Source organism: Bordetella ansorpii (assembly GCF_900078705.1).
Lineage (GTDB): Bacteria > Pseudomonadota > Gammaproteobacteria > Burkholderiales > Burkholderiaceae_B > Bordetella > Bordetella ansorpii_A.
On sequence record NZ_FKIF01000006.1, the window covers coordinates 365,867 to 391,236 of the forward strand.

At 70.0% G+C, this 25,370-nt stretch carries 21 protein-coding genes; 14 read left to right on the forward strand and 7 right to left on the reverse strand.

Translation table 11 applies throughout. The features are described 5' to 3' along the window. Positions 1 to 223: 223 nt before the first annotated feature. The 3 genes from A6745_RS12060 to A6745_RS12070 all read right to left on the reverse strand — a co-directional run bounded on the left by A6745_RS12060 (position 224) and on the right by A6745_RS12070 (position 3,343). Entirely contained in the window at positions 224 to 1,279 is a 1,056-nt protein-coding gene (locus tag A6745_RS12060; RefSeq protein WP_066127321.1) for a phosphotransferase, read from the reverse strand. After that, a complete protein-coding gene (locus A6745_RS12065; protein WP_066127324.1) occupies positions 1,276 to 2,472 on the reverse strand; it encodes an acyl-CoA dehydrogenase family protein in 1,197 nt (398 codons plus the stop codon). Before A6745_RS12065 ends, A6745_RS12060 begins: the two co-directional genes overlap by 4 nt. A gap of 118 nt (positions 2,473 to 2,590) precedes the next feature. Next, the gene (locus A6745_RS12070) at positions 2,591 to 3,343 is read right to left on the reverse strand and encodes an SDR family NAD(P)-dependent oxidoreductase (protein WP_066127330.1); all 753 of its coding nucleotides are present in this window, start codon (positions 3,341 to 3,343) and stop codon (positions 2,591 to 2,593) included. Between the two features lie 71 nt (positions 3,344 to 3,414). Here A6745_RS12070 and A6745_RS12075 point away from each other — a divergent pair, with 71 nt between their 5' ends. The 11 genes from A6745_RS12075 to A6745_RS12120 all read left to right on the forward strand — a co-directional run bounded on the left by A6745_RS12075 (position 3,415) and on the right by A6745_RS12120 (position 19,475). Beyond that, positions 3,415 to 4,059, forward strand: coding sequence for a GntR family transcriptional regulator (locus A6745_RS12075; protein ID WP_066127331.1), 645 nt, complete (start codon positions 3,415 to 3,417; stop codon positions 4,057 to 4,059). Between the two features lie 150 nt (positions 4,060 to 4,209). Continuing rightward, positions 4,210 to 5,388, forward strand: a complete 1,179-nt coding sequence (locus A6745_RS12080) for a YbfB/YjiJ family MFS transporter (RefSeq protein ID WP_066127334.1) — start codon at positions 4,210 to 4,212, stop codon at positions 5,386 to 5,388. 26 nt (positions 5,389 to 5,414) lie between these two features. Next, positions 5,415 to 6,296 carry a LysR family transcriptional regulator gene (locus A6745_RS12085; RefSeq protein WP_066127337.1) on the forward strand — a complete coding sequence of 294 codons (882 nt, stop codon included), beginning with the start codon at positions 5,415 to 5,417 and terminating at the stop codon, positions 6,294 to 6,296. 26 nt (positions 6,297 to 6,322) lie between these two features. Continuing rightward, complete coding sequence (locus A6745_RS12090; protein WP_066127340.1) at positions 6,323 to 7,408, forward strand: NAD(P)H-dependent flavin oxidoreductase; 1,086 nt, start codon at positions 6,323 to 6,325, stop codon at positions 7,406 to 7,408. A 186-nt stretch (positions 7,409 to 7,594) separates the two neighbouring features. After that, entirely contained in the window at positions 7,595 to 9,223 is a 1,629-nt protein-coding gene (locus tag A6745_RS12095) for a Na/Pi symporter (RefSeq protein ID WP_197488144.1), read from the forward strand. Between the two features lie 162 nt (positions 9,224 to 9,385). Then, positions 9,386 to 10,150 (forward strand): hypothetical protein, encoded by a 765-nt coding sequence (locus A6745_RS12100; RefSeq protein WP_066127347.1) that lies wholly within the window; start codon positions 9,386 to 9,388, stop codon positions 10,148 to 10,150. Between the two features lie 244 nt (positions 10,151 to 10,394). Next, the gene (locus A6745_RS12105; protein ID WP_407922728.1) at positions 10,395 to 12,458 is read left to right on the forward strand and encodes a glucan biosynthesis protein G; all 2,064 of its coding nucleotides are present in this window, start codon (positions 10,395 to 10,397) and stop codon (positions 12,456 to 12,458) included. Further along, a complete protein-coding gene (gene mdoH, locus A6745_RS12110; RefSeq protein WP_066127350.1) occupies positions 12,439 to 14,925 on the forward strand; it encodes a glucans biosynthesis glucosyltransferase MdoH in 2,487 nt (828 codons plus the stop codon). The genes A6745_RS12105 and mdoH overlap by 20 nt, the downstream gene beginning before the upstream one ends. A 4-nt stretch (positions 14,926 to 14,929) precedes the next feature. Then, on the forward strand, positions 14,930 to 15,061 hold the full coding sequence (locus A6745_RS29545; RefSeq protein ID WP_269148895.1) for a hypothetical protein: 132 nt from the start codon (positions 14,930 to 14,932) through the stop codon (positions 15,059 to 15,061). Between the two features lie 152 nt (positions 15,062 to 15,213). Beyond that, complete coding sequence (locus tag A6745_RS12115) at positions 15,214 to 17,532, forward strand: putative bifunctional diguanylate cyclase/phosphodiesterase (RefSeq protein WP_197488145.1); 2,319 nt, start codon at positions 15,214 to 15,216, stop codon at positions 17,530 to 17,532. A gap of 20 nt (positions 17,533 to 17,552) precedes the next feature. Next, entirely contained in the window at positions 17,553 to 19,475 is a 1,923-nt protein-coding gene (locus A6745_RS12120) for a sensor histidine kinase (RefSeq protein ID WP_197488146.1), read from the forward strand. A gap of 5 nt (positions 19,476 to 19,480) precedes the next feature. Here A6745_RS12120 and A6745_RS12125 read toward each other — a convergent pair whose 3' ends face one another. Continuing rightward, positions 19,481 to 20,344 (reverse strand): LysR substrate-binding domain-containing protein, encoded by an 864-nt coding sequence (locus A6745_RS12125; RefSeq protein ID WP_066127360.1) that lies wholly within the window; start codon positions 20,342 to 20,344, stop codon positions 19,481 to 19,483. 209 nt (positions 20,345 to 20,553) lie between these two features. Here A6745_RS12125 and eno point away from each other — a divergent pair, with 209 nt between their 5' ends. Genes eno through A6745_RS12140 form a run of 3 tightly spaced genes read left to right on the forward strand, consistent with a single transcriptional unit; the run spans position 20,554 to position 23,617 of the window. Further along, positions 20,554 to 21,846 (forward strand): phosphopyruvate hydratase, encoded by a 1,293-nt coding sequence (gene eno, locus A6745_RS12130; protein WP_066127362.1) that lies wholly within the window; start codon positions 20,554 to 20,556, stop codon positions 21,844 to 21,846. 56 nt (positions 21,847 to 21,902) lie between these two features. Next, complete coding sequence (locus A6745_RS12135) at positions 21,903 to 22,358, forward strand: MarR family winged helix-turn-helix transcriptional regulator (protein ID WP_066127364.1); 456 nt, start codon at positions 21,903 to 21,905, stop codon at positions 22,356 to 22,358. After that, the gene (locus A6745_RS12140) at positions 22,355 to 23,617 is read left to right on the forward strand and encodes a multidrug effflux MFS transporter (protein ID WP_082853034.1); all 1,263 of its coding nucleotides are present in this window, start codon (positions 22,355 to 22,357) and stop codon (positions 23,615 to 23,617) included. The genes A6745_RS12135 and A6745_RS12140 overlap by 4 nt, the downstream gene beginning before the upstream one ends. 16 nt (positions 23,618 to 23,633) lie before the next feature. Here A6745_RS12140 and A6745_RS12145 read toward each other — a convergent pair whose 3' ends face one another. From A6745_RS12145 to A6745_RS12155, 3 genes are all read right to left on the reverse strand, one after another. Beyond that, positions 23,634 to 24,167, reverse strand: coding sequence for a GNAT family N-acetyltransferase (locus A6745_RS12145; RefSeq protein ID WP_066127366.1), 534 nt, complete (start codon positions 24,165 to 24,167; stop codon positions 23,634 to 23,636). A gap of 10 nt (positions 24,168 to 24,177) precedes the next feature. After that, a complete protein-coding gene (locus tag A6745_RS12150) occupies positions 24,178 to 24,750 on the reverse strand; it encodes a helix-turn-helix domain-containing protein (protein ID WP_066127368.1) in 573 nt (190 codons plus the stop codon). Between the two features lie 115 nt (positions 24,751 to 24,865). Continuing rightward, a complete protein-coding gene (locus tag A6745_RS12155) occupies positions 24,866 to 25,369 on the reverse strand; it encodes a GNAT family N-acetyltransferase (RefSeq protein WP_407922729.1) in 504 nt (167 codons plus the stop codon). Between the last annotated feature and the right edge of the window lies 1 nt (position 25,370).

Sequence of the window (25,370 nt, forward strand, 5' to 3'; positions counted from 1 at the left end):
ATGCGGCCGCGGGCGCGGTCAGGCGAAAGGAAACGTTTTCAGGCTCGGCGGCAACCGGTCCCGGGGCAGCCATTCTATGCCCATGCCCTGCAAGCTGTTTGTCACATACGGCTAGGGGATATCCCTGCGTCTGGCGGCGCCGTCACCGCATGCCGCAGGGCGGCCCCTGGGGGCATCGCGACGTGGCCCAGGCACGCCTGCCTCCTGCCCGCGGGACCGCACCTCAGGCCCCCGCCGCCTGCGCCTGCCGCCACGCCAATGCCGCCACGCGTTCGACGCGCGACGCCATGTCGCGCGCGTCCGCGCCCGCCGCCGTGCCGCGCGCCACGCGGCCGCGGATGCCGTGCAGGATGGCGGCGAAGCGGAACATGTTGAACGCCACGTAGTAGTCCAGGTCGGCGATGCCGTCGCGCCCCGTGCGGCGGCAATACGCCGCGACGTATTCGGCCTCGCCGGGCAGGCCCGCCTCGCGCAGGTCCACGCTGGCGATGCCGCCCAGGATGTCGGAAGGCATCCGGTACATCATCGCGTGGTAGGCGAAGTCGGCCAGCGGATGGCCCAGCGTGGACAGTTCCCAGTCCAGCACCGCGATCACGCGTGGCTCGGTGGGATGGAAGATCATGTTGTCGGCGCGGTAGTCGCCATGCACGATGGCCGTCTCGTCATTGGCTGGAATGTGCTCGGGCAGCCATTGCACCAGCCGGTCCATGTCGGGCACGCGGCCCGCGGCCTCGTCCTGCAGGTACTGGCCCGACCAGCGCGCCACCTGCCGCGCCACGTATTGCCCGCTGCGCCCGTAGTCGCCCAGGCCCGCGGCCTGCGGATCGATGCCGTGCAGGGCCGCCAGCGTGGCGTTCATCGCGTCCAGGTGCGCGGCGCGCTGCTCTCTTGCCACGCCGGGAAAGCTGGCGTCCCAGAAAATGCGGCCCTCGACCATGTCCATCACGAAGAACCAGCTGCCGATCACGGCGTCGTCGGTGCACAGGCCGTGGATGCGCGGCACGGGAAAGCCGGCCTCGCCCAGCGCCTGCATCACGCGCGCCTCGCGTTCGACCGCGTGCGCGCCCTTGAGCAACCGGCCGGGCGGCTTGCGGCGCAGCACGTAGGCGCGCGTGGGCGTGTCCAACCGGTAGGTGGGATTCGACTGCCCGCCCTGGAACTGCGCAATACGCAGCGGCCCCGCGTAACCCGGCACGTTGTCCCGCATCCAGGCATGCAGCCGCTGCGCATCGAAGCGATGCGCCTCGCGCACCGGTATGGTCGCGCCGCCCTCGCTCATGCCGGCTCCCCCGCCTGCGCCGCGCGCTTGATGTGCTTGGCGATCGACCATTTGTGCACCTCGGTCGGGCCATCGTAGATGCGGAAGGCGCGCAGCTCGCGGAAGATCTGCTCGACCACCGTATCGCCCGATACGCCGGTGCCGCCCATGACCTGGACGCAGCGGTCCACCACGCCGAACAGGCCCTCGGACACCGACACCTTGGCCATCGAGCTTTCGACGCTGGCCAGCGAACCCGCGTCCAGCGCGTCGGCGCACCAGTCGATCATCAGTTCGGCCTGGCGCAATGCGATCTGGTTCTCTGCCAGCATGAAGCCCACGCCCTCGTGGTCGATCAGCAGCTTGCCGAACGCGCGGCGCCGGGTGGCATAGGCGACGGCGATCTCCTGCGCGCGCGTGGCCGCGCCGTGCCAGCGCATGCAATGCGACAGGCGCGCCGGCGACAGGCGGATCTGCGCGTAGCGAAAGCCCTCGTCCACCTCGCCCAGCACCTGCCCGCTCGGCACGCGCAATCCGTCGATGACGACGATGGCGTGGCCGCCCGGCATGGAACCGTCGATCGTGTCCAGCACGCGCTCGACGCGGATGGCGGGATGCGGCAGGTCGACCAGGAACATCGTGGCGCCGCCGCGCGCATCGTCGGACGTGCGCGCCATGACGATACCCACCGCCGCGCCCTGCGCGCCGGTGATGAAGGCCTTGCGGCCATCGATGAGCCAGTCGTCGCCGTCGCGGCGAGCGCGGGTGCGCAGCATCGAGGGATCGGAACCCGCGCCGTCCTCGGCGGCTGGCTCCGTCATGAAGAAGGCCGAGCGCGCCTGCCCCGAAACCAGCGGCGCGAGGAAGCGCTCGCGCTGTTCCGGCGTGCCGATGCGGCCCAGCAGGAACATGTTGCCTTCATCGGGCGCGCCGGTGTTCACGGCCACCGGCCCCAGCGGCGACAGGCCCGAGGGCTTGAGCACCGTGGCGGTCTCGCGCTGCGTGAGATGGCTGCCGCCGGCCAGGATGTGCGGCGTCATCACGCCGGCCTGGCGCGCCAGGCCGCGCAGTTCGTCGACCAGGCCCGCTTCGGGGCCATGCGGCCCCCAGCGGGGATCCTGCTCGTACGGAATCACCACGCCGCGCACGAAGGCCTCGACGCGCCGGGCGATCTCCAGGCTGCGAGGGGTGGAAGACGATGCGGAAGCTTGCATGAGACGTTTCCCGTAGAGGCGCCGCGCCCCGGCGGTTGCCCGATGACGCGGCGGATGAGGCGGAAAGAGCATTCGGCGGACTCGTATCCGGCGCGCAGGCCGGCGGCGCCGCCAACCGCTACAACCCGCTGACCATGTGTCCGCCATCGACCACGATGACCGACCCCGTCATGTAGCGCGAGGCGTCGGAGGCCAGCAGCAGCAGGGGCCCGTCCAGGTCCTGCGCCTGGCCCAGCCGCCGCTGCGGAATGCGCTTGATCAGGGCCTGCCCCGCCTCGGACGGCCAGAAATCGCGGTTCAGTTCGGTATCGATGTAGCCCGGCGCCAGCGCGTTGACGCGCACGCCATGGCGCGCCCACTCCAGCGCCAGCGACTTGGTCATCTGGATCACGCCGGCCTTGGACACCGCATAGGGCAGCACGCCGCCGCCCTGCCGCAGGCCCAGGATGGACGCCACGTTGACGATGCTGCCGCCGCCGCGCGCCTGCATGCCGGGCGCCAGCGCCTGCGCCACGAAGAACATGCCCTTCAGGTTGGTGTCCAGCACCGCATCCCAGTCGGGCTCGGACTGCCGCAGGGCGGGCGCCTGCCGGACGATGCCGGCGTTGTTGACCAGGATGTCGATGGGGCCGGCCGCGTCGGCCAGGGCCTGGCGCGAGCCGGCGTCGGTGACGTCCAGCGCCACGCATTGCGCGGCGCCGCCCGCCGCGCGGATGGGTTGCGCCACGCCCTCGAGCGCGCAGACCCGGCGCGCCGCCAGCACGACTTCCGCGCCATGCCGGGCCAGCAGCGCCGCGAAATGCGCGCCCAGTCCACTGGACGCGCCAGTGACCAGCGCGCGCCGGCCATTCAGTTGCTTGGGCTGGCTCATGGGCCTTGTCTCCGTTGTCTCCCAGTCGGAAAATTGTAGGACAATCATGTACTACAAACAAGGATAAAACCATGCCGTCCCCAGACACCCCCCCGCCCGCCTCCGCTTCCGGCGCCGTCTTCGCCGGCATCGTCCACGGCCTGGAGGCGCAGACCTTCCTGCCCGGCCAGCGCCTGGTCGAGACCGAACTGGCCGAACAGTTCGGCGTAGGCCGCAACAGCGTGCGCGAGGCCCTGCAGAAGCTGGCCGCCGACGGCATCGTCGACCTGAACCGCCATCGCGGCGCGGCCATCCGTGCGCTGACACTGGCCGATGCCCAGGACGTGCTGGAGATCGCCGAGTACATGACCGGGCTGCTGTCCGCCACGGCGGCGCGGCGGGCGGGAACGTCCGAGCACACACCCGCCCTGCATGCGGCCCTGGACGAATTGGACGGCGCCACCGGCCGCCAGGCCTTCCTCGCCGCGCGCCGCCACTTCTACCGCGCGCTGCTGGACGTGGCCGCGAACCGCGAACTCAAGCGCCTGTTTCCCGCGATCCAGATGCACGTGGTGCATGCGTGCTTTCGCGTGCCCGGCCTGCGCGAGCTGCGCCTGGCGGACTACCGCCGCATCGGCGCGGCGGTGCTGGCGGGACAGGCCGAGGCGGCGCGGCAGGCGGGCATCGGCCACGTGCGGCGTGTCCGTGAAGCCATCGAGGCAATGGCGGCGGAATGACCCAAAGCATTTGGAAGACCAGTTAAATCCCAAAAAGAGATTAATAAATTTATTTCTATCTTTTTTAAAGAATAAAAAGTAAGCTGAAGGCATGCCCACCGGCGAGGGCCGCATCGCGCCTCGCCGGGTTCCCCCGCAAGCGGACCTGCCATGCCTGCCTCCTCCTCTTTTCCGCGCCCCGCCGCGGCCGCGCTGGCCGCCGGCGCGGTGCTGGCCGTCGCCATGGGCTTCGGCCGTTTCGCCTTCACCGGCATGTATCCACTGATGCTGCGCGACGGCTTCCTGCATCTGTCCGGCGGCTCGCTGGCGGCGTCCGCCAACTACGCTGGCTATCTGGCCGGCGCGCTGGCCCTGGGCCGCATGCGCGCCGCCTCGGCCTCTCGGGTCTGCGGCATCGGGCTGGCCGCCACCCTGCTGGTGCTGGCGGCCATGTCCTGGCAAATGCCGGATGCCCCGATGTATGTATTGCGCTTCATCGCCGGCGTGGCCAGCGCCATGGCCATGGTGGCCGCCGCCGCCTGGCTGTTCCAGGTGGTCGGCCACCCGGGAGGCGCGCCCCTGTTGTTCGCCGGGGTGGGCGCCGGCATCCTGGTCTCGGCCGAACTGATCGCCGCCGGCAACCGGCTGGGCCTGCACAGCGCCGCGCTGTGGGGCATCCTGGCCGTGGCGGCCGGCATGGTCACCTTGGCGCTGTGGCCGTTCCTGTCCGCGCGCGCGCCTCGCGCGGGCGCCCCCGCGCCAGCCCAGGCACACGCCCCGCGCCGGGACGGCCTGGGTCCCTGGCAGTTGACCGCCAGCTACGGCCTGGCGGGCTTCGGCTACATCGTCACCGCCACGTATCTGCCGCTGATCGTGCGCGATGCCCTGCATGGCATCGATCCGGTGCACCTGTGGGCCGCTTTCGGCCTGGGCGCCATTCCCGCCTGTTTCTGGTGGCATCGCATCGATCGCGCACTGGGCGCGCGCCGCGCCCTGGCATTGAACCTGCTGCTGCAGGCCGTGGGCGTGGCGCTGCCGGTGCTCAGCCACACGCTGCCCGCCTATCTGGCCAGCGCGCTGCTGGTGGGTGGAACCTTCACCGGCACGGTCACCATCGCGATGCCGGCGGCGCGCCACGTGGCCAGCCAGGTGCCGTTCAACCTGATAGCCGCGCTCACCGCCGCCTATGGCGTGGGCCAGATCGCCGGCCCGCTGGCCTCCGGTTGGCTGTATGGTCTCGGTCACGGCTTCGACCCGGCCCTGGCCGCCGCCAGCGCGGCGCTGGTGCTGGGCGCCGCATTGTGCATGCGGCCCGCGGCCGCGCGGCGCGCCTGCGACGCACATGCCTAGGGCCTTGACTCTCTCTGTGTAAGACCATGGAATTCGCCGAACTGGAAATCTTCCGCGCCGTGGCGCGCGAGCAAAGCGTCACCCGCGCCGCACAGGCGCTGGACCGCGTGCAGTCCAACGTCACTACCCGACTGAAGCAGTTGGAGGACGACCTGGGCGTCGCGCTGTTCCTGCGCGATGGCCGCCGCATGACGCTGACCCCCGAGGGCCAGGGGTTCCTCGATTACGCCGAACGCATCCTGGCGCTGGCCGAGGAAGCCCGCCAGTCCGTGCACGCTGGCCGGCCCAGCGGCACGCTGCGCGTGGGTTCGATGGAAAGCACGGCCGCCAGCCGCCTGCCCGGCCCGCTGGCGCGCTTCCATGCCTGCTGGCCCGACGTGCACGTCCAGATCCGCACCGGCACCACGCAGGCGATCGCCGACGCCGTGGCGGCGCATCAGCTCGATTGCGCCGCCGTGGCCTATCCCGGCGACGGACCGGCCGCCTCCGCCGACCTGAGCCTGCTGGCGCCCGGCATCGAGGGCACCTACCTGTTCACCGAACAACTGATGCTGGTGTTCCCGCCGGGCCATCCCGAGGTACGCACGCCGGCCGACGTCCAGGTGCGCAGCCTGGCCGGCTTCGCGCGCGGCTGCACGTATCGCCAATACGCGCAGGACTGGCTGTCCCGCCCCGGCCTGCCGCACTGGAACGTCGTCGAGGTCAACTCGTATCACGCCATCATGGCCTGCGTGCTGGCCGGCACCTCGGTCGCCCTGCTGCCGCAATCGGTGCTGGAGCTGCACCGCGACGCCTGCGCCGTGCGCACCATGTTCCTGCGCGATGCCCACATCTTCATGATCCGGCGCGCAGGCTACGACACGGCCGCGTATCGCGCGCTGCTGCGCGAAATCCTGCGGGACGCCTGACCCCCTTCCCCTTCGAGGAGCCCTCCATGCCCACTTCGTTCGCCGCCCGGCTGGGCCTGACCAGCCCCATCATCCAGGCCCCCATGGCCGGCGTCAGCACGCCCGCCATGGCCGCCGCCGTCTCCAACGCCGGCGCGCTGGGCTCGCTGGGCGTGGGCGCCATGGATGCCGCGGGCGCACGGCAAGCCATCGAGCAGACCCGCGCGCTGACCAGCCGCCCCTTCAACGTGAACCTGTTCTGCCATGCCCCCGCGGTGTCCGACCCGGCGCGCGAACAGCGCTGGCTGCGGTACCTGGCCGCCGAATACGCCGCTTTCGGCGCCGCCCCGCCCACGCAATTGCGCGAGATCTACACCAGCTTCCTGGTGGACGACGCCATGCTGGACATGCTGGTGGAACAACGGCCCGCCGTGGTCAGCTTCCATTTCGGCCTGCCCGGGCCCGAGCGCATCCGCGCCCTGCGCGAAGCCGGCGTCTACCTGCTGGCCACCGCCACCAGCCTGGCCGAAGCGCGGCAGGCGGCCGGCGCGGGCATCGACGCCATCGTGGCGCAGGGCATCGAGGCGGGCGGCCATCGCGGCGTATTCAATGAAAACGGCCCCGACGAGGGCCTGGGCACGCTGGCGCTGGTGCGCCTGCTGGCCACGCGCGTCGAGCAGCCGGTGATCGCCGCCGGCGGCATCATGGACGGCGCCGGCATCGCCGCGGCGCTGGCGCTGGGCGCGCAGGCCGCGCAGTTGGGCACGGCCTTCGTGGCCTGCCCCGAGTCGTCGGCCGACGCCGCCTACCGGCAGAACCTGCTGGCCGCCGACGCCCCGCCCACCACGCTGACCCGCGCCATCTCGGGCCGCCCGGCGCGCGGCCTGTCCAACCGCCTGAGCGCCCTGGGCGAGTCCGCCGACAGCCCGCCGGCGCCGGCCTATCCCATCGCCTACGACGCCGGCAAGCACCTGCACGCGGCGGCCAAGGCGCAGGGCAACGCGGACTACGCCGCGCAGTGGGCCGGACAGGCGGCGCGGCTGGCCCGCAGCCTGCCCGCCGCCGAACTGGTGCGGCATCTGCGCGCCGAACTGGACGAAGCGATCCACGCCCTGAGCGCCCTCCGAGGTTGAACCCGGGCTGAAACGGGCGATGGCATGGACACAATCACAAAAACGTCATATTTCATGTCATCCTCGTCTCATACAATCCGCAGCGACCCTTAGCCGTACGTCCGCGTGCATTGTTGGCTGCGGCGCCCACGGCGCCCGCCCCGCATGGCGTTGCGGCCATCACCTCAACGCCGGATACGTTTTCACGTGGACATCGCTGCGCCAATTTTCGCGGGACTGGGCCTCTTCTTCATCGGCATCCGGTTGATCAGTTCGAACCTGAAGCAATTGGCGGGCCGCAAGATGCGCATGATGATCGCCAAGGCGCTGTCGGGCCACGGCTCGATCGCCGTGTTCGGCCTGTCGGCCGGCGCCATCATGCAGAGCGTCAACGCGGTCACCTTCGTGCTGGTGGCCCTGGTCACGGCGGGCGCCGTGCAGACGCGCCGCGCCTTCCCCGTCATCAACTGGGCCAACCTGGGCACCTCCATGCTGGTGCTGGTGGCCGCCATCAACATGCACCTGCTGGTGCTGGTCCTGGTGGGCCTGACGGGTTTCGCCTACTACCTGAAGCTGGACGACTCGGCGCGCTACCGCCACCTGATCGGCGCGCTGCTGGGCGTGGGCCTGCTGTTCCTGGGCATCGATTTCATCAAGGCGGGCACCGGGCCGCTCAAACAGCTGGACACGCTGCGCGTCTACCTGGAACTGTCCTCGCACTATTACCTGCTGAGCTTCGCGATGGGCACCGGCGTGGCGCTGATCGCGCAGTCGTCCACTACCGTCAGCGTGCTGACCATGGCCATGGCCGCGGGCGGGCTGATCACCTTCGAAAGCGGCGCATTGATCGTGCTGGGCGCGGGCCTGGGCTCGGGCCTGTCGGCCAGGATGCTGGCCGGCAAGCTGGACGGCAGCGCGCGCCAACTGGTTACCTACCAGGTGCTGCTGAAGGCCCTGGGCGTGGCCGTCACCGTCATCCTGTTCGCCGTCGAATGGAGCACCGGCTGGCCCATGCTGACCGCCGCCATCCACGCGCTGAACCTGTCCGCCTCGGCGCAGCTGGCCGCGGTGTACGTCATCCTCCAGGTGGTGTCGGACCTGACCATGCGGGCGGCCTACGGTCCCATCGTGCGCTACGTCGAGCGCAGCGCGCCGCCGTCGGTGCAAGAGGTGCTGGGCAAGCCGCAATACCTGAACGACCATGCGCTGGACGAACCCGAGAGCGCCCTGCTGCTGGTCGACCTGGAGCAGCAGCGCCTCTTGGCCACCCTGCCCGGCTATCTCGACGCGCTGCGCGCGGACGTCGAGCAGCCCGGCGTGGCGCCGGCGGTGCGCCATGCCGCCGAGCGCGGCGTGCTGAAGCAGTGCGAACACTTCATCACCGACCTGGCGGACCGCAACCGCTCGCGCGAGGTGCTGGAACGCACCATCGTGCTGCGCGACCGCAACGAGCTGCTGGTGGCGCTGCAGGAAACGCTGGCCGAACTGCACGTGGCGGTGACCGACAGCGGCAAGGACGGCGAGGTCAACCGCCTGACGGGCAACCTGGTCGAGGGCCTGCACATGATGCTGCAGACGCTGTCCGAGGCCGCCGCCTCGGCGCATGCCGACGACCTGAGCCTGCTGCGCGCGCTCACGCACGACCGCTCGGAACTGATGGACGGTATCCGGCGGCGCCTGCTGCGCGACAACGGCGACCTGTCGCCGCAGGCCCAGCAGGCCGCCTTCGCCGCGACGGCGCTGTTCGAGCGGGCGGTGTGGCTGATGCGGCGCTATGTGATGTTGCTGGACGCGGCCGACACGGCGGCGCGCGAGGCGCAGGTCCACCAGGCATGACCCACGCCCGCCACGGCAGGCGCCGCGCGCCCATCGCCGTGTCCGTCCGCTTTGCAAAGCCTGACACGAGCGGCGGGGCCCATGCGCCGCTCGCGGCGCTGCCCCGCGCCCCGATGTGCTAACGTTTCGGCCGCTTTCGCCCTTGCGGCCGCCGCATTCCCCATGGCTCTGGTTCTCGCCCGTTTTCTCTTCGGTTTCGTCCTGTCGCTGGCCTGCGTATCGCTGTTGATCGCCGCCACCTGGATCAGCACCCGCGTGGTGGCCCTGGCCATCCGGCATTTCCCCACCCGACGCGCGCAAGACCTCGCCAGTGGCGCGGCCGTGCTGATCGTCGTCGTCCTGACGCTGGCCGGCATGTACGCCAGCGGCCACCTGCTGTATCGCGCCCTGGGCGACGTGCTGGCGCAATCCCTGCCGCACTGGCTGGCGGGCGACGACCACCTGTCGGCCGCCGCCGTGCTGGGCGCGCTGGCCGGACTGGGCGGCCTGGCCTACGTGCCCGCCCTGTGGCGCCGCTGGCGCGACCGCGAGACGACGGCGCCCGCCCCCAAGTCCAAGGGCGGCGACAAGCCGGCCAAGGCCGCCAGCACCATCACTGAAAAGACCGCCGCCAGGCCGGCCCCGGCGACGTCCCGCGCCAAGGCCGCCGAGCCCGCCAAGGGCCCCCGCGTGCCGCAACTGGGCTGGCTGGCGCTGTTCCTGCTGGCCATCGGCGGCGTGCTGCTGGCCTTCGCCTTCATCGTCGCGCCGCCAAACCCGGATGCCGCCGGCACCGCGCTGGCGCAGGCCGGCCGCGCACGCCCCGTCTACCTGGCCGCCGCGGGCCTGCTGGGCGCCGGGATCCTGTTCCTGCTGGCCTGGGTGGGCTGGCGGCGGCCCGCGCCCGACGCTCCCCGCGGCGGCAGATCCTCCCGCGCGGCGAAGTAAACCACCGGCCCCATCCCCGGACAAGCCCCGCTTGCCACTGTGTCGCGCCGTCCACAGTCTGGCGCTGCGGCGCAGCATTCATGCGAGAATCCCCTGGAAGTCGTTGAGACGGAAGCAACTCCGACAACGTTGCCCTGCCCAAGCTTTAATGTGTCAATTCGGTGTCAGGTACTTGCAGCTTGCGCCGGCTGTGCAAAAATTCCAATTGCCCTTTTTTCCTCGCTTTTTCGCCTGAGGCTTCCCCGTGTCCGTTTCCCCCGCTGGCCGCTATCTGCGCCAACCGCTGCTGGGCTGTACGTTGGCCCTGACCACGCTGTTCAATAGCGCCACAGCCGCTGAAACCCCTACCCCGGCTCCCGCCGCGTCCGACGTTCCGGCGGCTGCGGCCAGCACGCCCACGCCGGCCCCCGCCAGCGGGGCTGCGGCCAGGGAATCCGCAGCGGCGAAAGAACCCGCCAAGGAGCCGGCTAAGGAGGCCCCCAAGGCCGCCACGAAAGAGCCCGCCAAGGAACCCGTGAAGGAACCGGCGCAGAAACCCGCCGCCAAGGAAGCCGCCCCCAAGGCGGCGGCCCCGGCCAAGGATGCGCCTGGCAAGGAAACGCCTGCCAAGGAAGCCGCGGCGAAGGAGGCCCCCGCCAAGGCCGGCGGCGCCAAGGATGCTCCCGCCAAGGATGCCCCCGCCAAGGATGCGGCGGCCAAGGATGCCCCCGCGAAAGACCACGCGCAGGCGACGGAAGCCGCCGGCAAGGCTGCCGCCGCCGACGCCAAGGACGCCAAGGCAGCCAAGCCCGAAACCCCGGCCGCCGCGCCACAGCCCTTCACTTTCGCCGACGTCCAGAAGCAGGCCCGTGAACTGGCCTCGCACGGCTACAAGGCGCCGGTCTCGAACCTGCCCGACGAATTCCAGGACCTGAAGTACGCCGGCTACCAGAATGTGCGCCTGCGCGAGGACCGCCTGCACTGGCGCGACGCCGGCACGCCCTTCCGCCTGGGCTTCTACCACCAGGGCATGCACTTCAACACGCCGGTGCGCATCAACGAGATCGACGACAAGGGCGCCGTCACCGAAATCCCGTTCGACCCGGCCGACTTCGACTATGGCCAGCTGGCCGTCAATCCCGACCTGCTCAAGGGCCTGGGCTTCGCCGGCTTCAAGCTGCTGTATCCGGTCAACACCCCGCTCAAGCCCAACGACGAGCTGGCCTCCTTCCTGGGCGCCAGCTACTTCCGCGTGATCGGCCGTGGCCAGGCGTACGGCCTGTCGGCGCGCGGGCTGGCCATCGACACGGCCCTGCCTTCCGGTGAAGAATTCCCGGCCTTCCGCAAGTTCTGGATCGAACGCCCCAAGGCGGGCGAAAGCCACCAGATCGTGCTGTATGCCCTGCTCGATTCGCCGCGCGCCACCGGCGCCTACCGCTTCACCATCCGGCCCGAAGTCGACACCATCGTCGACGTGAAGGCGCAGATCTACCTGCGCGACAAGGTGGGCCGCCTGGGCCTGGCGCCGCTGACCAGCATGTTCCTGTACGGCGCCAACCAGCAGCCGGCCACGCCCAACTACCGGCCCGAGATGCACGACTCCGACGGCCTGGCCATCCACACCGGCAACGGCGAATGGGTCTGGCGTCCGCTGAACAACCCGCGCCGCCTGGCGGTCAGCGCGTTCAACGCCGAGAACCCGCGCGGCTTCGGCCTGCTGCAGCGCACCCGCGACTTCAGCCGCTACGAAGACCTGGACGACCGCTACGAGAAACGTCCCAGCCTGTGGATCGAACCCGTGGGCGACTGGGGCAAGGGCAGCGTCCAACTGGTCGAGATCCCCACCCCCGACGAGACCAACGACAACATCGTGGCGTTCTGGGTGCCTGCCACCCAGCCCGCCGCCGGCAAGCCGCTGGACATCGAATACCGCATGATCTGGACGCTGGACGAGCCGCGCCTGCACGACACCTCGCTGGCCTGGGTGAAGCAGACGCGCCGTTCGCGCGAAGAGGTCAAGGGTCCCGACCTGATCCGCCGCGGCGACGGCAGCCAGGCGCTGGTGGTCGACTTCGTCGGCCCCGCGCTGAAGGACGTGCCCGCCGACACCACCATCACCGCCGACGTCTCGGTCGATGGCAACGGCCAGATCGTCGAGAACTCCGTGCGCCCCAATCCGGTCACCGGCGGCCGCCGCCTGATGCTGCGCGTCAACATCAAGGACCCGGCCAAGCCCGTCGAGCTGCGCGCCTTCCTCACCAACGGGCAGATCCCGTTGTCGGAAACCTGGACCTATCAGTTGCCCGTCAATGCGCCCGAAACAAAGTGATCGCGACGACCTCGTCCACACCTACCTGCACCGCCTGCCGCTGCCTGAAGTCCAGCGGCTGACGCTGGCGCGCGAAGTCGAGGACGTGGTCGCGCAGGGCGAGGAGCCCTGGACGGCGCTGCACGAAACGCTGGGCCAGCACGACGCGATCCGCGAGCCGTCCATGGCCTCGGAAGGCCAGCGCCTGGTGCTGGGCTACGGCGCGGACGCCGCCGTGGCCGGCGCGATGCGCAGCGACGCCACCGGCGCCACGCTGGCCGCCATGCCCCCGCACCGGCGCCAGTCGATGGCGCCGCACCCCTGGGTCCCCAACCCCTTCGTGCGCTTCTGGCGCAGGCTCAAGGCCGACCAGCCCCAGAATCCGCCGGACACCCACGCGGCCCTGCAGGCCAACCGTGGCGAGGCCTGGCGCCTGGCCGGCAGCCGCCGCCGCCTGGCGCTGCTGACCCTGGTCGGCGTGCAGACGGTCGTGGCCACCTGGTATATGCGCGGCGTGCTGCCCTATCAAGGCGGCAATCCGCTCGAAGTCGCCATCCTGGCGCTGTTCGCGCTGCTGTTCTGCTGGGTCTCGGCCGGCTTCTGGACGGCCATGATGGGCTTCCTGCAACTGATGATCGGCCGCGACCGCTACAGCATTTCGGCGCGCGGCCTGAGCGACCGGCCCCTGCCTGCGGATGCGCGCTGCGCGCTGGTCATGCCGATCTGCAACGAGGACGTGTCGCGCGTCTTCGCCGGCCTGCGGGCCACCTACGAATCGCTGGCGCGCACCGATGCGCTGCAGCAGTTCGACATCTACATCCTCAGCGACAGCTACCAGGCCGATATCTGCGTGGCCGAGCAGCAGGCGTGGCTGGAACTGTGCAAGACGGTCAACGGTTTCGGCCGCATCTTCTACCGGCGCCGGCGCCGGCGCGTGAAGCGCAAGAGCGGCAACATCGACGACTTCTGCCGGCGCTGGGGCGGCAACTACCGCTACATGGTGGTGCTGGACGCCGACAGCGTGATGACCGGCCATTGCCTGAAGTCGCTGGTGCAGTTGATGGAGGCCCACCCCGAGGCCGGCATCATCCAGAGCGCCCCGCAGGCCAGCGGCATGCAGACCCTGTACGCGCGCATCCAGCAGTACGCCACCAGCGTCTACGGCCCGTTGTTCACGGCGGGCATGCACTTCTGGCAACTGGGCGAATCGCACTACTGGGGGCACAATGCCATCATCCGGCTCGAGCCCTTCATGGAGCACTGCATCCTGGCGCCGCTGCCGGGCAAGGGCGCGTTCGCGGGAGCGATCCTGTCGCACGACTTCGTCGAGGCCGCGCTCATGCGCCGCGCCGGCTGGGGGGTCTGGATCGCCTACGACCTGCCGGGCAGCTATGAAGAACTGCCGCCCAACCTGCTGGACGAGCTGCAGCGCGACCAGCGCTGGTGCCACGGCAACCTGATGAACTTCCGGCTGTTCTTCATCGAAGGGTTCCATCCGGTGCACCGCGCGGTGTTCCTGACCGGCGTGATGTCGTATCTGTCGGCGCCGCTGTGGTTCCTGTTCCTGGCGCTGTCCACCGGCCTGCTGGCGGTGCACACGCTGACCGAGCCGCAGTACTTCGTCGAGCCACGGCAGTTGTTCCCGATCTGGCCGCAATGGCATCCGGACAAGGCCATCGCGCTGTTCTCCACCACCTTCGTGCTGTTGTTCCTGCCGAAAGTGCTGGGCGTGCTGCGCGTGTGCGTGCGCTATCCGCGCGAATACGGCGGGCGCCTGAAGGCGCTGCACAGCATGCTGCTGGAAGTGCTGTTCTCGATGCTGCTGGCGCCCGTGCGCATGATCTTCCACACCCGTTTCGTGGTGGCCGCTTTCCTGGGCCTGAAGGCACGCTGGGTCTCGCCGCAACGCGACAACGACGACACTGCCTGGCGCGAAGCCGTGCGCCGCCACGCTTCGCAGATGGTGCTGGGCCTGGCCTGGGGCGCGCTGGTGGCGTGGCTCAATCCAGTGTTCCTGTGGTGGATGCTGCCCATCCTGGCGGCCTGGCTGCTGATCATCCCGATCTCGGTCTACTCCAGCCGCACGGCGCTGGGCGTGAAGACCTTCAACGACGGGCTGTTCCGCATCCCCGAGGAAACCCACGCGCCGCGCGAGCTGACCGACACGCGCGCCTACACGGACACGGCCCGCGCCATGCCGCACGGCGCGCCCACCTTCCGCGACGCCGTGGCCGATCCGCTGGTCAATGCCCTGGCCTGCGCCATGGGCACGGCGCGGCATCGCCCCGTGCCGGCCAATCTGGCCGCGCGTGCCGCGCTGGTGCAGCAGGCGCTGGCCGAAGAGGCCCGCCTGACCGAACCGCAACGCATCAAGCTGCTGGACGACCCCGTGGCCATGGCGCAGTTGCACCAAGGGGTGTGGATGGGGCGCTCGCCCAAGGCATCGCGCCCCGCGGTGGATGCCGCCGCCCTGGCGGAAGCGGACTGATGCCATGCGCCGCCTGCCCGCCGTCCCCGCCATCATCCCGGCCCTGCGCGCGTTGCCGGCGGCGGCGCGGCGGCCTGCGTTCGATGACGCCTGTCGCACCGGCATCTCGGAGCCGGCGCAGCGCATGGCTCGCTGAAATCCGATCTCCAAAAGCGGATTGCTCGCGTTAGCGGCCCGATCGCACCCTGCTGGCGGCTTCCAAGCCCTGTTTCCACAAGACACAAGTGGCGCCACCTGTTGTTTCAGACTGTATCCTGGGATATAACAGCATGGATGCGGTAACCGCTCATGATCGATCTTGCGATGAGCGTGAGGAATCCCTCCAGGCAACACATCAGCGAGGAAGACGCAATGGGGACGCAAGGCGATAGTTCTGACCACGCGCAGGTAGAAGATGCCTTCACCTTCGCACCCGAAACAGACGCCGCGCCGGCCCCCAAGCCCGAAGCGCCGCGCGCAGCCTTACCCACCGTCCTCACCGTCGACGACGATGCCGCCTTCCAGCGGTCCATCAAGCTGGCGCTGAGCGAATTCGAATTCCAGGGCCAGGCCGTGCGCCTGCTGTCGGCCGGCTCGGCCGCCGAAGCCGGCAAGATCCTCGCCGCCACGCCCGACATCGCCGTCATCGTGCTGGACGTCGTCATGGAAACCGACGACGCCGGCCTGCGCCTGGTGCGCAGCGTGCGCGAGGTGCTGGGCAATGCCGCGGTACGCATCATTCTGGTCACCGGCCAGCCCGGCATGGCGCCCATGGGCGCAAGCCTGGGCACGCTGGACATCAGCGACTACTGGCTCAAGACCGATCTGACCTTTGCGCGGCTGCGCGGCGTGCTGACCAGCAACCTGCGCACCTGGCGCCAGATCCGGTCGCTGGAACAGGCCCGCAAGGGCCTGCAGACCATCGTCGAGGCCAGCAACGGCCTGACCCGCGCGCGCAGCCTGCCCGACTTCTCGCAACGCATGATCCTCGAACTGTCGCGCCTGTTGGGCGTGAGCGCCGAGGGCCTGGTGTGCGTGCAGGAAGATCCTGAAACCCCCGAGCCGCTTTCGGCGCGTATCATCGGCGCCGCCGGACGGCTCGCGCACAGCGTCAACCGCGAGCTGCGCCACCTGGGCGACGCCGCCGTCCAGGAGCTGCTGCGGCAGGCGCTGGCCAACCGTGCCAACGTCGAGACCGCGGACAGCCAGGTATTGTTCTTTCCCGGCGCGCAGCATGGGCCGCACGCCGCCACCTACATCGCAACCGACAGGTTGCTGGACGAAACCGAGCAGGAATTGCTGCGCGTGTTCGCCACCCATATCAACTCTGGCTTGATCAACGTCTCGTTGACCAGCCGTCTGGACCGCCTCGCTTACGAGGACAGCCTGCTTAGCATGCCCAATGCCAATGCGCTGCTGCGCAGCCTAACCGCCATTCTGGAATTACCGGCGCCCCGTGAACGCAGCATGCTGCTGATCGAGCTGGACCAATATTCGTCGACCTGCCTGTCGCTGGGCGTGGAACAAGGAGACATCATGCTGCAGCAGATGGCGCGCCGCCTGCGCGCCATCTTCCCCGCCCCCACGCTGGTGGCCCGCCTGCACGACGACACGTTCGCCATCCTGGGCCACAGCGAACTGCTGCAGCAGGACCGCATCGACGAACTGCAGTCGGTCGACATCGACGACCCCGACCACCCCTCTTTCATCCGCGTGCGTTCGGCGCGCGTCAACCTGGACGAATACTCCGGCACGGCGCGCGGCGCGATGGCCATGGGCACGCTGCTGCTGCGCCGCGCCCAGTCGCGCGGCGCCACCGAGATCGTCGAATACGAACCCGGCCTCGAACACGAGATGCAGCAGCGCTTCACCCTGTCGCGCGAGCTGTACCGGGCACTGCGCTGCGGCGAGATCAGCATCGAGCTGCAGCCGCAGATCGACCTGCGCACCGGCCGCATCACCGGCGCCGAGGCGCTGGCCCGCTGGACCCGCCAGGATGGCACCCGCGTGCCGCCCAACGAGTTCATCCCCGTGGCCGAGGCCAACGGCCTGATCGTGCCCATGGGCAAGCAGGTGATGCAGCTGGCCTGCGAGGCGCTGGCCAAGCTCGGCGAGGCGGGCTACCCCGACATCTCGGTGTCCGTGAACGTCTCGCCGCTGCAACTGGTGCGGCGCAACTTCATGCAGGAACTGATCGACCTGACGCGCCAGTACGGCGTGGCGCCGGAACGGCTCGAGATCGAGATCACCGAAACCGCCGCCATCGAGGACTACGAAGCCAACGGCCAGTTGCTGCGCGGCCTGCGCAACGCCGGTTTCCCGATCGCCATCGACGACTTCGGCACCGGCTATTCCTCGCTGGCGCACCTGAGCTCCATGCCGGCGACCACCCTGAAGGTCGACCGGCACTTCGTCAACGAGATCGACACGGCGCCCGGCCGGCACAGCATCGCCGACATGATCATCGGCCTGGGCCGCCGCCTGAACATGCAGGTGCTGGCCGAGGGCGTCGAATCCGAAACGCAGGCCGACTGGCTGGTCGACCACGCCTGCTCGCGCGCCCAGGGCTTCTTCTTCGCCCGGCCCGAACCGCTGTCGGCTTTCATGCAGCGGCTGGCCCACCACTGATGGCCGCACTGGCGCCCGGCATGCTCAGGCGCCAGGCGCGGCGGTACGCCGCGCTGCCGGCAGCGTACCGGCGCCGCTTCGCCGCCATGGTGTTGCCGTGGCTGCTGGCCTGCCTGATCGGCTTTCCGGTGCTGTGGATCGAAGTCGACCGCGTCGCGCAAGCGCCGCAATGGCGTGCCCGCGAGAGCCTGAAGGACGAGGCCGCCGAGATCGTGCGCCGCACGCTGGACAGCCTGCAACGCGACGTGGCGTTCCTCGGCGACCAGGCCGCGCAGGCTCCGCACGAAGACCTGAGCGCCGACTCGCCGTTCGCCAAGCTCTTCCTCAGCTTCGCCAAGAGTTCCGGCGCCTTCGAGCAAGTGCGCTGGCTGGACGCCAGCGGCCGCGAACGGCTGCGCATCAGCATGCGCCACGGCGAACCCGAAGTGGTGCCGCCGATCAACCTGCAGAACCACGGCGATCGCCCCTACTTCCAGGACACGATGGCGCTGCCGCCCGGCTCGGTGTATGTCTCGCAGTTCGAGCTGAGCACCGAGTACGGCTACGTCGAGCGGCCCCTGGAACCCATCCTGAACATGGCCACGCCGCTGTACGAAGGCGGCCAGCCGCTGGGGATCGTCGCCATCAACTACCGCGCCTCGCGGCTGCTGAACCGCCTGTCGGCCCTGGGATTGCGCCAGGGCCTGGACGTGTATCTGGTCAACGACGCAGGCTACTGGCTGGAAGGACCGACGCCCGCCGACAGCTGGGCCTGGCAGTTGCGCCGGCCCGATCGCGCCCTGTCGGCCACCCTGCCGAAGTTGTGGCGCGCCTTGCAGCAAAACACTTCGGGCCGCCATAGCGACGAATCCGGCGACTGGGTCTTCCGCCGCCTGCAGTTCGACGCCTCCACCGCCATCGACCAGGGACGCAGCATCCATCTGGTCAGCCGGGCCGGCCTGAGGGTGCTGGTGACCAGCAACGCCGGCCAGGGCGAACTCATCCACTGGCGCTGGCAATCGACGCTGGCCGCGCTGATGGCGGTGGCGGTGCTGCTGGTTGCGCGGTACGCCTGGCAGACCCTGCGCAACCTGGCCGAGGAAGACCGCCAGTCGCGCGAACTGAAAGCCGCCAATCGCGCCCTGATCGAAGCCAACGCCACGCTGCGCAACATGCGCGACGAACTGGAACGGGCGGAACGCCTGTCGTCGCTGGGCCTGATGGTGGCCGGCGTGGCCCACGAACTGAACACCCCCTTGGGCAGCGCCACGCTGTCCCTCTCCACGCTGCAACAGTCCCTGTCGACCTTGCAGGCGCGGCTGCAGACCGGGTTGCGCCGCTCCGACCTGGACACCTTTCTGCGCGACGCACGCGACGCGATGGACCTGGCACAGACCGCGGTGCAGCGCGCCGCGGGCCTGCTGCGGCGTTTCAAGCAGGTGGCGGTGGACCGCACCACCATGGAACGGCGCCGCTTCGACCTGGCCGAAGCGGTGCTGGACTCCCATCCCGACCTGCGCAAATGGGATGCCTCCAACGGCATCACGCTGCATCTGGAACTGGCGCCGGACCTGAGCATGGACAGCTATCCGGGGCCGCTGGAGCAGGTGGTGGCCAACCTGGTCAACAACGCCCTGGTGCATGCCTTCCGCGGGCGGGAGAGCGGCGCCATCACCATCCGCACGGCCCCCAGCGGCGCCTCGCACGTGGTGGTGCACGTGGCCGACAACGGCGTGGGCATCGACCCGCGCAGCCTCAAGCGCATCTTCGATCCCTTCTACACCACCAACCGCCATGCGGGCGGCACCGGCCTGGGCCTGCACATCGCCAGCCAGCTGGTGACGGAAGTCCTGGGCGGCACGCTGCGCGCCCAGAACCTGAGCGCCACGGGCTCGGGCATGGTGTTCACGCTGCGGCTGCCGCGCGTGGCCGACATCGGCAAGCAGCCCGGAGCCGCTGGCTGAGCAGGTCAGTCCGGTTCGCGCAGCGCCTGCCGCATCCAGTCGACGAAGGCCCGCGCCGCGGCGGATAGCGGCCGCTCGTCCATCGGCACCGCGCGCAAGGCCACCGGGAACATCACGAAGCCATAGGGGGCCACCAGCGTGCCCTCATCCAGCTCGCGCCGCGCCATGCGGCGTTCGGCCAGCGCCACGCCCAGCCCCGCCACGGCGGCCTCGATGCACAGGTGCGTATGGGGAAAGCGCAGTTCGCCGCGCGTGGCGACATGCCGGCCCGACAGGGCCTCCCATTGGGTCCAGGCGCTGGACGTGAAGTCGTGCGCAATACGCATGCCCCGCGCCGCGTGGCGCGCATGGGCAGGCGCGCAGACCGGTCCGAAATGCACCGGCGCCAGATCGATGGCGCGCCGTTGCTCGGCCGCGCTGTACGAACCCAGGTCCCAGGCCACCAGCAGGTCGGCGCCCTCGGCGCGCATCTGGCCGGCGGACGTCATCGACAGCCGGATGCGCACCGAGGGCTGCGCCCGATAGAACTCGGCCATGCGCGGCACCAGCCAGCGCATGGCGAACGTGGCGCTGCACGCCACGTGCAGGCCCGGACTGCGGCCCTGCTCCACCAGGCGGGCGTAGCCCTGCTCCAGGTGCGCGAAGGCCGCGCGCACCACCTCGTGGAAGGCATGCCCCGCCTCGGTCAGGCGCAGGCCCGTGCCCGCCTTCTCGAACAGCGGCGTGCCCGCATGTTCCTGCAGCAGGCGCAATTGGCGGCTGATGGCGCCGTGCGTGCGGCGCAGCTCCTCGGCGGCGCGGGTGACGGAACCGGTGCGCGCGGTGGCCTCGAAGGCGCGCAAGGTGGAGAGCGGCGGCAGAGGGTTCATTCCGATGGCAGAGCATCCGTGAAAAAAACTGACGAATAGAAGAAAAGAATTCGATTTTCGCGGCAGACGCGCAAGTTTAGTATCTGCCTCGAAACACGTCACCTAGTGCTTTTTTCATCCATGCAATCGTTCCATGCCGCCCGGCAGTCCCAGGGGCGGCAGGGACCCGTTTTTCCTCAATTTTTCTCAAATATCAGGAACCTGGCCCCATGTCCCCCATCGACACGCTCTACGCCTATGAAGTGCTGGACAGCCGCGGCAATCCCACGCTGGAGGTCGCCGCCACCCTCGCCTGCGGCGCCACCGGCCACGCCATCGTGCCGTCCGGCGCCTCGACCGGCGCCCGCGAGGCGCGGGAATTGCGCGACGGCGACGCCCGCCGCTATCACGGCAAGGGCGTGCTGCGCGCCGCCGAGGCCGTGAACACGGCCCTGCGCGATGCCCTGCGCGGCCTGGACCCCACCGACCAGCGCGCCGTGGACAATGCCCTGATCGCCGCGGACGGCACGCCGGACAAAAGCCGCCTGGGCGCCAACGCGCTGCTGGGCGCCTCGCTGGCCGTAGCCCGCGCGGCGGCGGCCAGCCAGCGCCTGCCCTTCTACCGCTACGTGGGCGGCGCCCAGGCCTGCGTGCTGCCGGTGCCGATGATCAACATCATCAACGGCGGCGCGCACGCCGACAACGCCCTCGACTTCCAGGAGTTCATGATCCTGCCGCTGAGCGCACCCTCGTTCGCGGAAGCGCTGCGCATGGGGTCCGAGGTCTTCCACGCGCTGCGCCTGGGCCTGAAGCAGGCGGGCATGAACACCAACGTGGGCGATGAAGGCGGCTTCGCGCCCGACCTGCGCAGCGCGCCGCAGGCGCTGGACTTCCTCATGCGGGCCATCCACGATGCCGGCTGGCGTCCTGGCGCCGACGTGGCGCTGGCGCTGGACCCGGCGGCCAGCGAGTTCCACCGCGACGGCGCCTACCGCTATGCCGGCGAAGGCATCGCCCGCAGCGCCGAACAGCAGACCGCGTATCTGGCGCAACTGGCGGCCGGCTATCCCATCGTGTCCATCGAGGACGGCATGGCCGAGGACGACGCACCGGGCTGGCGCCTGCTGACCGAAACGCTGGGCGAGCGCTGCCAACTGGTGGGCGACGACGTGTTCTGCACCAACCCGGGCCTGCTGCGCGAGGGCATCGCCCAGGGCCTGGGCAACTCGATCCTGGTGAAGATGAACCAGATCGGCACGCTGAGCGAGACCTTCGACGCCATCCGCATGGCGCAGCGGGCCGGCTGGACGGCGGTGATGTCGCACCGCTCGGGCGAGACGGAAGACACCAGCATCGCCGACCTGGCCGTGGCCGCGAACTGCGGGCACATCAAGACGGGCTCGGTATCGCGCGCCGACCGCACCGCCAAGTACAACCGGCTGCTGCGCATCGAGCGCGACCTGGGCGCCAGCGCGGTCTACGCCGGCGCGGCGGCCAACCGGCGCTACCAACACCCGCGGTAAGCCGGCTCATTGAGTGATATACAATTAATTTGCATATCATCTAATTTTTTGTCTTCATGCCCGACTCTCCGCGCGTCCGCTTCGGCTCCCTGTTGTCCCAGGCCTCGCGAGCCTGGCGGCGCGCCGTCAACCGCCGCCTGCAACCCTACGGCCTGACGGAAGCCACGTGGCTGCCACTGGTGCGCCTGTCCCGCGCGCAAACGCCGATGCGCCAGAAAGACCTGGCGGCCTCGCTGGGACTGGACGGCTCATCGGTGGTGCGGCTGCTGGATGCCTTGCAGGCCGCCGGCCTGATCACCCGCCGCGAGGAAGACGGCGACCGGCGCGCCAAGGCCATCGTGCTGACGGCACAAGGCCAGGCCACGGTGGAACAGGTCGAGCAAGTGGCCGCCCAGGTGCGCGCGGCGGCGCTGGCGGACATTTCCGATCGGGAACTGCGACGCGCCTTCGACCTGCTGCAAGGCATCGTCCTCCGGCTGGAAGCGGAGACCGGGACGGAGGACGTCCAATGACGCCTCCCACCGCCACGGCCTGTCGCGCCGACGCCGCTGCCGCGCCCGCCGCCAAGCCGGACAACGAGCGCCCCGCCGCCTCGGCCCAGCTGCCGCACGTGCCGCTGTGGCTGCTGGCGCTGTTCACCTTCAGCGGCACGCTGGCCATGCATATCTTCGTGCCCTCGCTCAGCATGGCGGGCAAGGACCTGCACGCCGCCAACGCCGCCATGCAGATGACGGTCAGCCTGTACATCCTGGGCCTGGCGGGCGGCCAGCTCGTCTACGGGCCGCTGTCCGACCGCTATGGCCGCCGCCCCATCCTGATGATCGGGCTGGCCCTCTACACCGTTTCCGGCCTGGCCGCCGCGCTGGCGCCCGATGCCCACGCGCTGATCGCCGCCCGGCTGTTCCAGGCCCTGGGCGGCTGCGCGGGCCTGGTGCTGGCGCGCGCCATCGTGCGCGACACCGCTACGCAGGACAACGCGGCCAAGCGCCTGGCGCTGATGAACCTGATGGTCACCATCGCCCCGGCGCTGGCCCCCATCATCGGCGCCGCGCTGGCGGGCGCCCTGGGCTGGCGGGCGGTGCTGGGCGCGCTGTGCCTGCTGGGGGTGGGCAACCTGGTGCTGGCCTGGCGGATGCTGCCCGAGACGGGGCCCGTGGCGGCTCAGGTGTCGGCACGCACACTGGCGCGCGACTATCTGCAACTGCTGGGCTCGCGGCCCTTCCTGGGCTTCGCGGTGGGCGGCGGCTGCGCCACCACCTCGATGTATGCCTTCATCGCCTCGGCGCCCTTCATCTTCGTCGACCAGTTGCACCGCCCGGCGCAGGAGGTCGGCCTCTATCTCGCCATCCTGGTGTCCGGCGTATGGCTGGGCAGCGCCATCGCCACCCGGGTGATCGGCAAACTGCCGATCGAACGCGTGATGATGGGCGGCAACCTGATCAGCGTGGCCAGCGCCTTCGCCATGCTGGGCATCGTGCTGGCCGGCCTGGCCAGCGTGCCGGGCCTGGTGATCCCGATGTTCCTGTTCACCGTGGGCGCGGGCCTGGCCTCGCCCGCCGCGCTGACGCTGGCGGTCGGCGTGAATCCCAAGGTGATCGGTTCCGCGTCGGGCCTGTACGGCTGCACGCAGATGGCCATGGGCGCGATCTGCACCGCCCTGGTCGGCCTGGGCGGTTCGCCCGAAGTGGCGGCGGCGGTCGTGCTGGCGGGCGCGGGCGTGGTGTCCCAGTTGGCCTTCTGGATCGCGTTGCGCGGCCGGCCACGCGCCTGACGGCGAGCCTGGCCCGCTACAGCCGCTTGTACATGAAGGTGGTGGCGTGATAAGCCGGCGAGCCGTAGGGATCGCGCGCATAGCCCGGGATCTCGCCCGCCACCTGATAGCCCAGGCTGCCGTACAACTGCTGCGCCACGTCGCCCGAGCGCGTGTCCAGCGTCAGCAGCGTGCGGCCCGCCTGTCGCGCCAGGCTTTCCAGTTCGACCATCAGCGCGCGCGCCACGCCCAGCCGGCGATGCGCGGGATGCACCAGCAGCTTGCGCACCTCGGCGCGGTGATGCTGGTTGGGCATGCCGGCGCAATCGAGCTGCACGGTGCCCGCGATGGCGCCGCCACGACGCGCGATCAGCAGCATCAGGCCCTGCCCGCGCAGCTCGGGAATGACCGTGTCGCGCCAGTAGGCCTGCGCCTGCGCCACGGAGTACGGCAGCACGAATCCCACGCTGGCGCCGTCCTGCACGCAGGCGTGCAGCAGCGCGCCCAGCTCGGCGGTATGCTCATGGGCCTGCGCGGCCGGAAGCAGAGAGAGTGCGAAAGCATCGGACATGGCCTTGGACCTAGACGAGGAACAGCAGGTAGCGGGCGCCGGCATCCGGCGGGGTGATGAATTCGGTGGCGCCGTGCAATTGATAGCGCAGGCAGTCGCCCGGCCGCAACGCATGGCCGCGCTGCTCGACCGTCAGTTGCAGGCTGCCTTCCAGCAACACCAGGTGGTGTTCCAGGCCGGGCCGGGGAGGCGCGTCGTAAGCGATGCGCGTATTGGCGGGCAACGTGCATTCCAGCACTTCGCCCGCCAGCGCATGCGCGGGCGGCGACACCGAGCGGCGCTCGAAGCCCGCCTGCGGATCGACCCATACCGGCTGGTCGCCACGGCGCACCACGGCTGCATAGTCGTTCTCGATCAGGCGCATCAGGCGCGACAGCGTCAGGCCGTATGCCGTGCACAGGCGGCCCAGCACCTGGGTGGTGGGACTGACGTCGGCGTTCTCCAGGCGGGACAGCGTGGAACGGCTGACCTGGCTGCGCATGGCCAGGTCGTCCAGCGACCAGCCACGCTCGGCGCGCAGGGCCTTCAGGCGTTGCGCGAGGTGGTGGTCCATGGCTTCGGGGGAAACGGCAGTATTTTCCATATATGGGATTTTATCCCTTATGTGGAAATTGGCAATCCCCTATCGCACGCCAGAGGATTTTGCGCGGGACATGCCAGGCGCGGCCGCTGTCCAGGGTGCCCGCGGAACGCCGCCCTCACTCCACCGCCCGCGCCATCAAGATCTCGTCGTAATAGCGCCCGCCCACCTTCAACGCCCGTGGCTCGCGCGCATATTCCTCGAATCCCAGGCCCAGGTACAGGCGCCGCGCCGCCTCGTTGCCCACCGTGACCGTCAGCCTGACCGCCTCGACAAGCCCCTGGGCCTCGTCCAGCACGGCCCGCACCAGGGCGGGCGCCACGCCCGTCCCGCGGGCCCGGGGGCTGACATACATGCCCCACAGCATGCCCTTGTGCCGCAGCTTCGGCGATGCGGGCACCAGCAGCCCCGCCGTACCGACCAGTGCGCCTTGCGCATCGAAGGCGCCGGCCACGAAGCCGTCGCGCAGCCGCGCGGCGAACCATGGCAGCGCCTGCGCCCGCTCGTCCTCCCACGACGAGGCAAAGGCCTCGGGCCGGTCCCGCAACGCCTCCAGCCGCGATGCCTGATAGGCTTGCGCGTCATCCTCGCCCAACGGGCGCAGGGCATATCCCGCTTCCACG

Coding starts and splice junctions, on each gene's coding strand:
- A6745_RS12060 (WP_066127321.1), bottom strand. CDS start 1,279: ATGAGCGAGGGCGGCGCGACCATACCGGTGCGCGAGGCGCATCGCTTC.
- A6745_RS12065 (WP_066127324.1), bottom strand. CDS start 2,472: ATGCAAGCTTCCGCATCGTCTTCCACCCCTCGCAGCCTGGAGATCGCC.
- A6745_RS12070 (WP_066127330.1), bottom strand. CDS start 3,343: ATGAGCCAGCCCAAGCAACTGAATGGCCGGCGCGCGCTGGTCACTGGC.
- A6745_RS12075 (WP_066127331.1), top strand. CDS start 3,415: ATGCCGTCCCCAGACACCCCCCCGCCCGCCTCCGCTTCCGGCGCCGTC.
- A6745_RS12080 (WP_066127334.1), top strand. CDS start 4,210: ATGCCTGCCTCCTCCTCTTTTCCGCGCCCCGCCGCGGCCGCGCTGGCC.
- A6745_RS12085 (WP_066127337.1), top strand. CDS start 5,415: ATGGAATTCGCCGAACTGGAAATCTTCCGCGCCGTGGCGCGCGAGCAA.
- A6745_RS12090 (WP_066127340.1), top strand. CDS start 6,323: ATGCCCACTTCGTTCGCCGCCCGGCTGGGCCTGACCAGCCCCATCATC.
- A6745_RS12100 (WP_066127347.1), top strand. CDS start 9,386: ATGGCTCTGGTTCTCGCCCGTTTTCTCTTCGGTTTCGTCCTGTCGCTG.
- mdoH (WP_066127350.1), top strand. CDS start 12,439: ATGCGCCCGAAACAAAGTGATCGCGACGACCTCGTCCACACCTACCTG.
- A6745_RS29545 (WP_269148895.1), top strand. CDS start 14,930: ATGCGCCGCCTGCCCGCCGTCCCCGCCATCATCCCGGCCCTGCGCGCG.
- A6745_RS12115 (WP_197488145.1), top strand. CDS start 15,214: ATGATCGATCTTGCGATGAGCGTGAGGAATCCCTCCAGGCAACACATC.
- A6745_RS12120 (WP_197488146.1), top strand. CDS start 17,553: ATGCTCAGGCGCCAGGCGCGGCGGTACGCCGCGCTGCCGGCAGCGTAC.
- A6745_RS12125 (WP_066127360.1), bottom strand. CDS start 20,344: ATGAACCCTCTGCCGCCGCTCTCCACCTTGCGCGCCTTCGAGGCCACC.
- eno (WP_066127362.1), top strand. CDS start 20,554: ATGTCCCCCATCGACACGCTCTACGCCTATGAAGTGCTGGACAGCCGC.
- A6745_RS12135 (WP_066127364.1), top strand. CDS start 21,903: ATGCCCGACTCTCCGCGCGTCCGCTTCGGCTCCCTGTTGTCCCAGGCC.
- A6745_RS12140 (WP_082853034.1), top strand. CDS start 22,355: ATGACGCCTCCCACCGCCACGGCCTGTCGCGCCGACGCCGCTGCCGCG.
- A6745_RS12145 (WP_066127366.1), bottom strand. CDS start 24,167: ATGTCCGATGCTTTCGCACTCTCTCTGCTTCCGGCCGCGCAGGCCCAT.
- A6745_RS12150 (WP_066127368.1), bottom strand. CDS start 24,750: ATGGAAAATACTGCCGTTTCCCCCGAAGCCATGGACCACCACCTCGCG.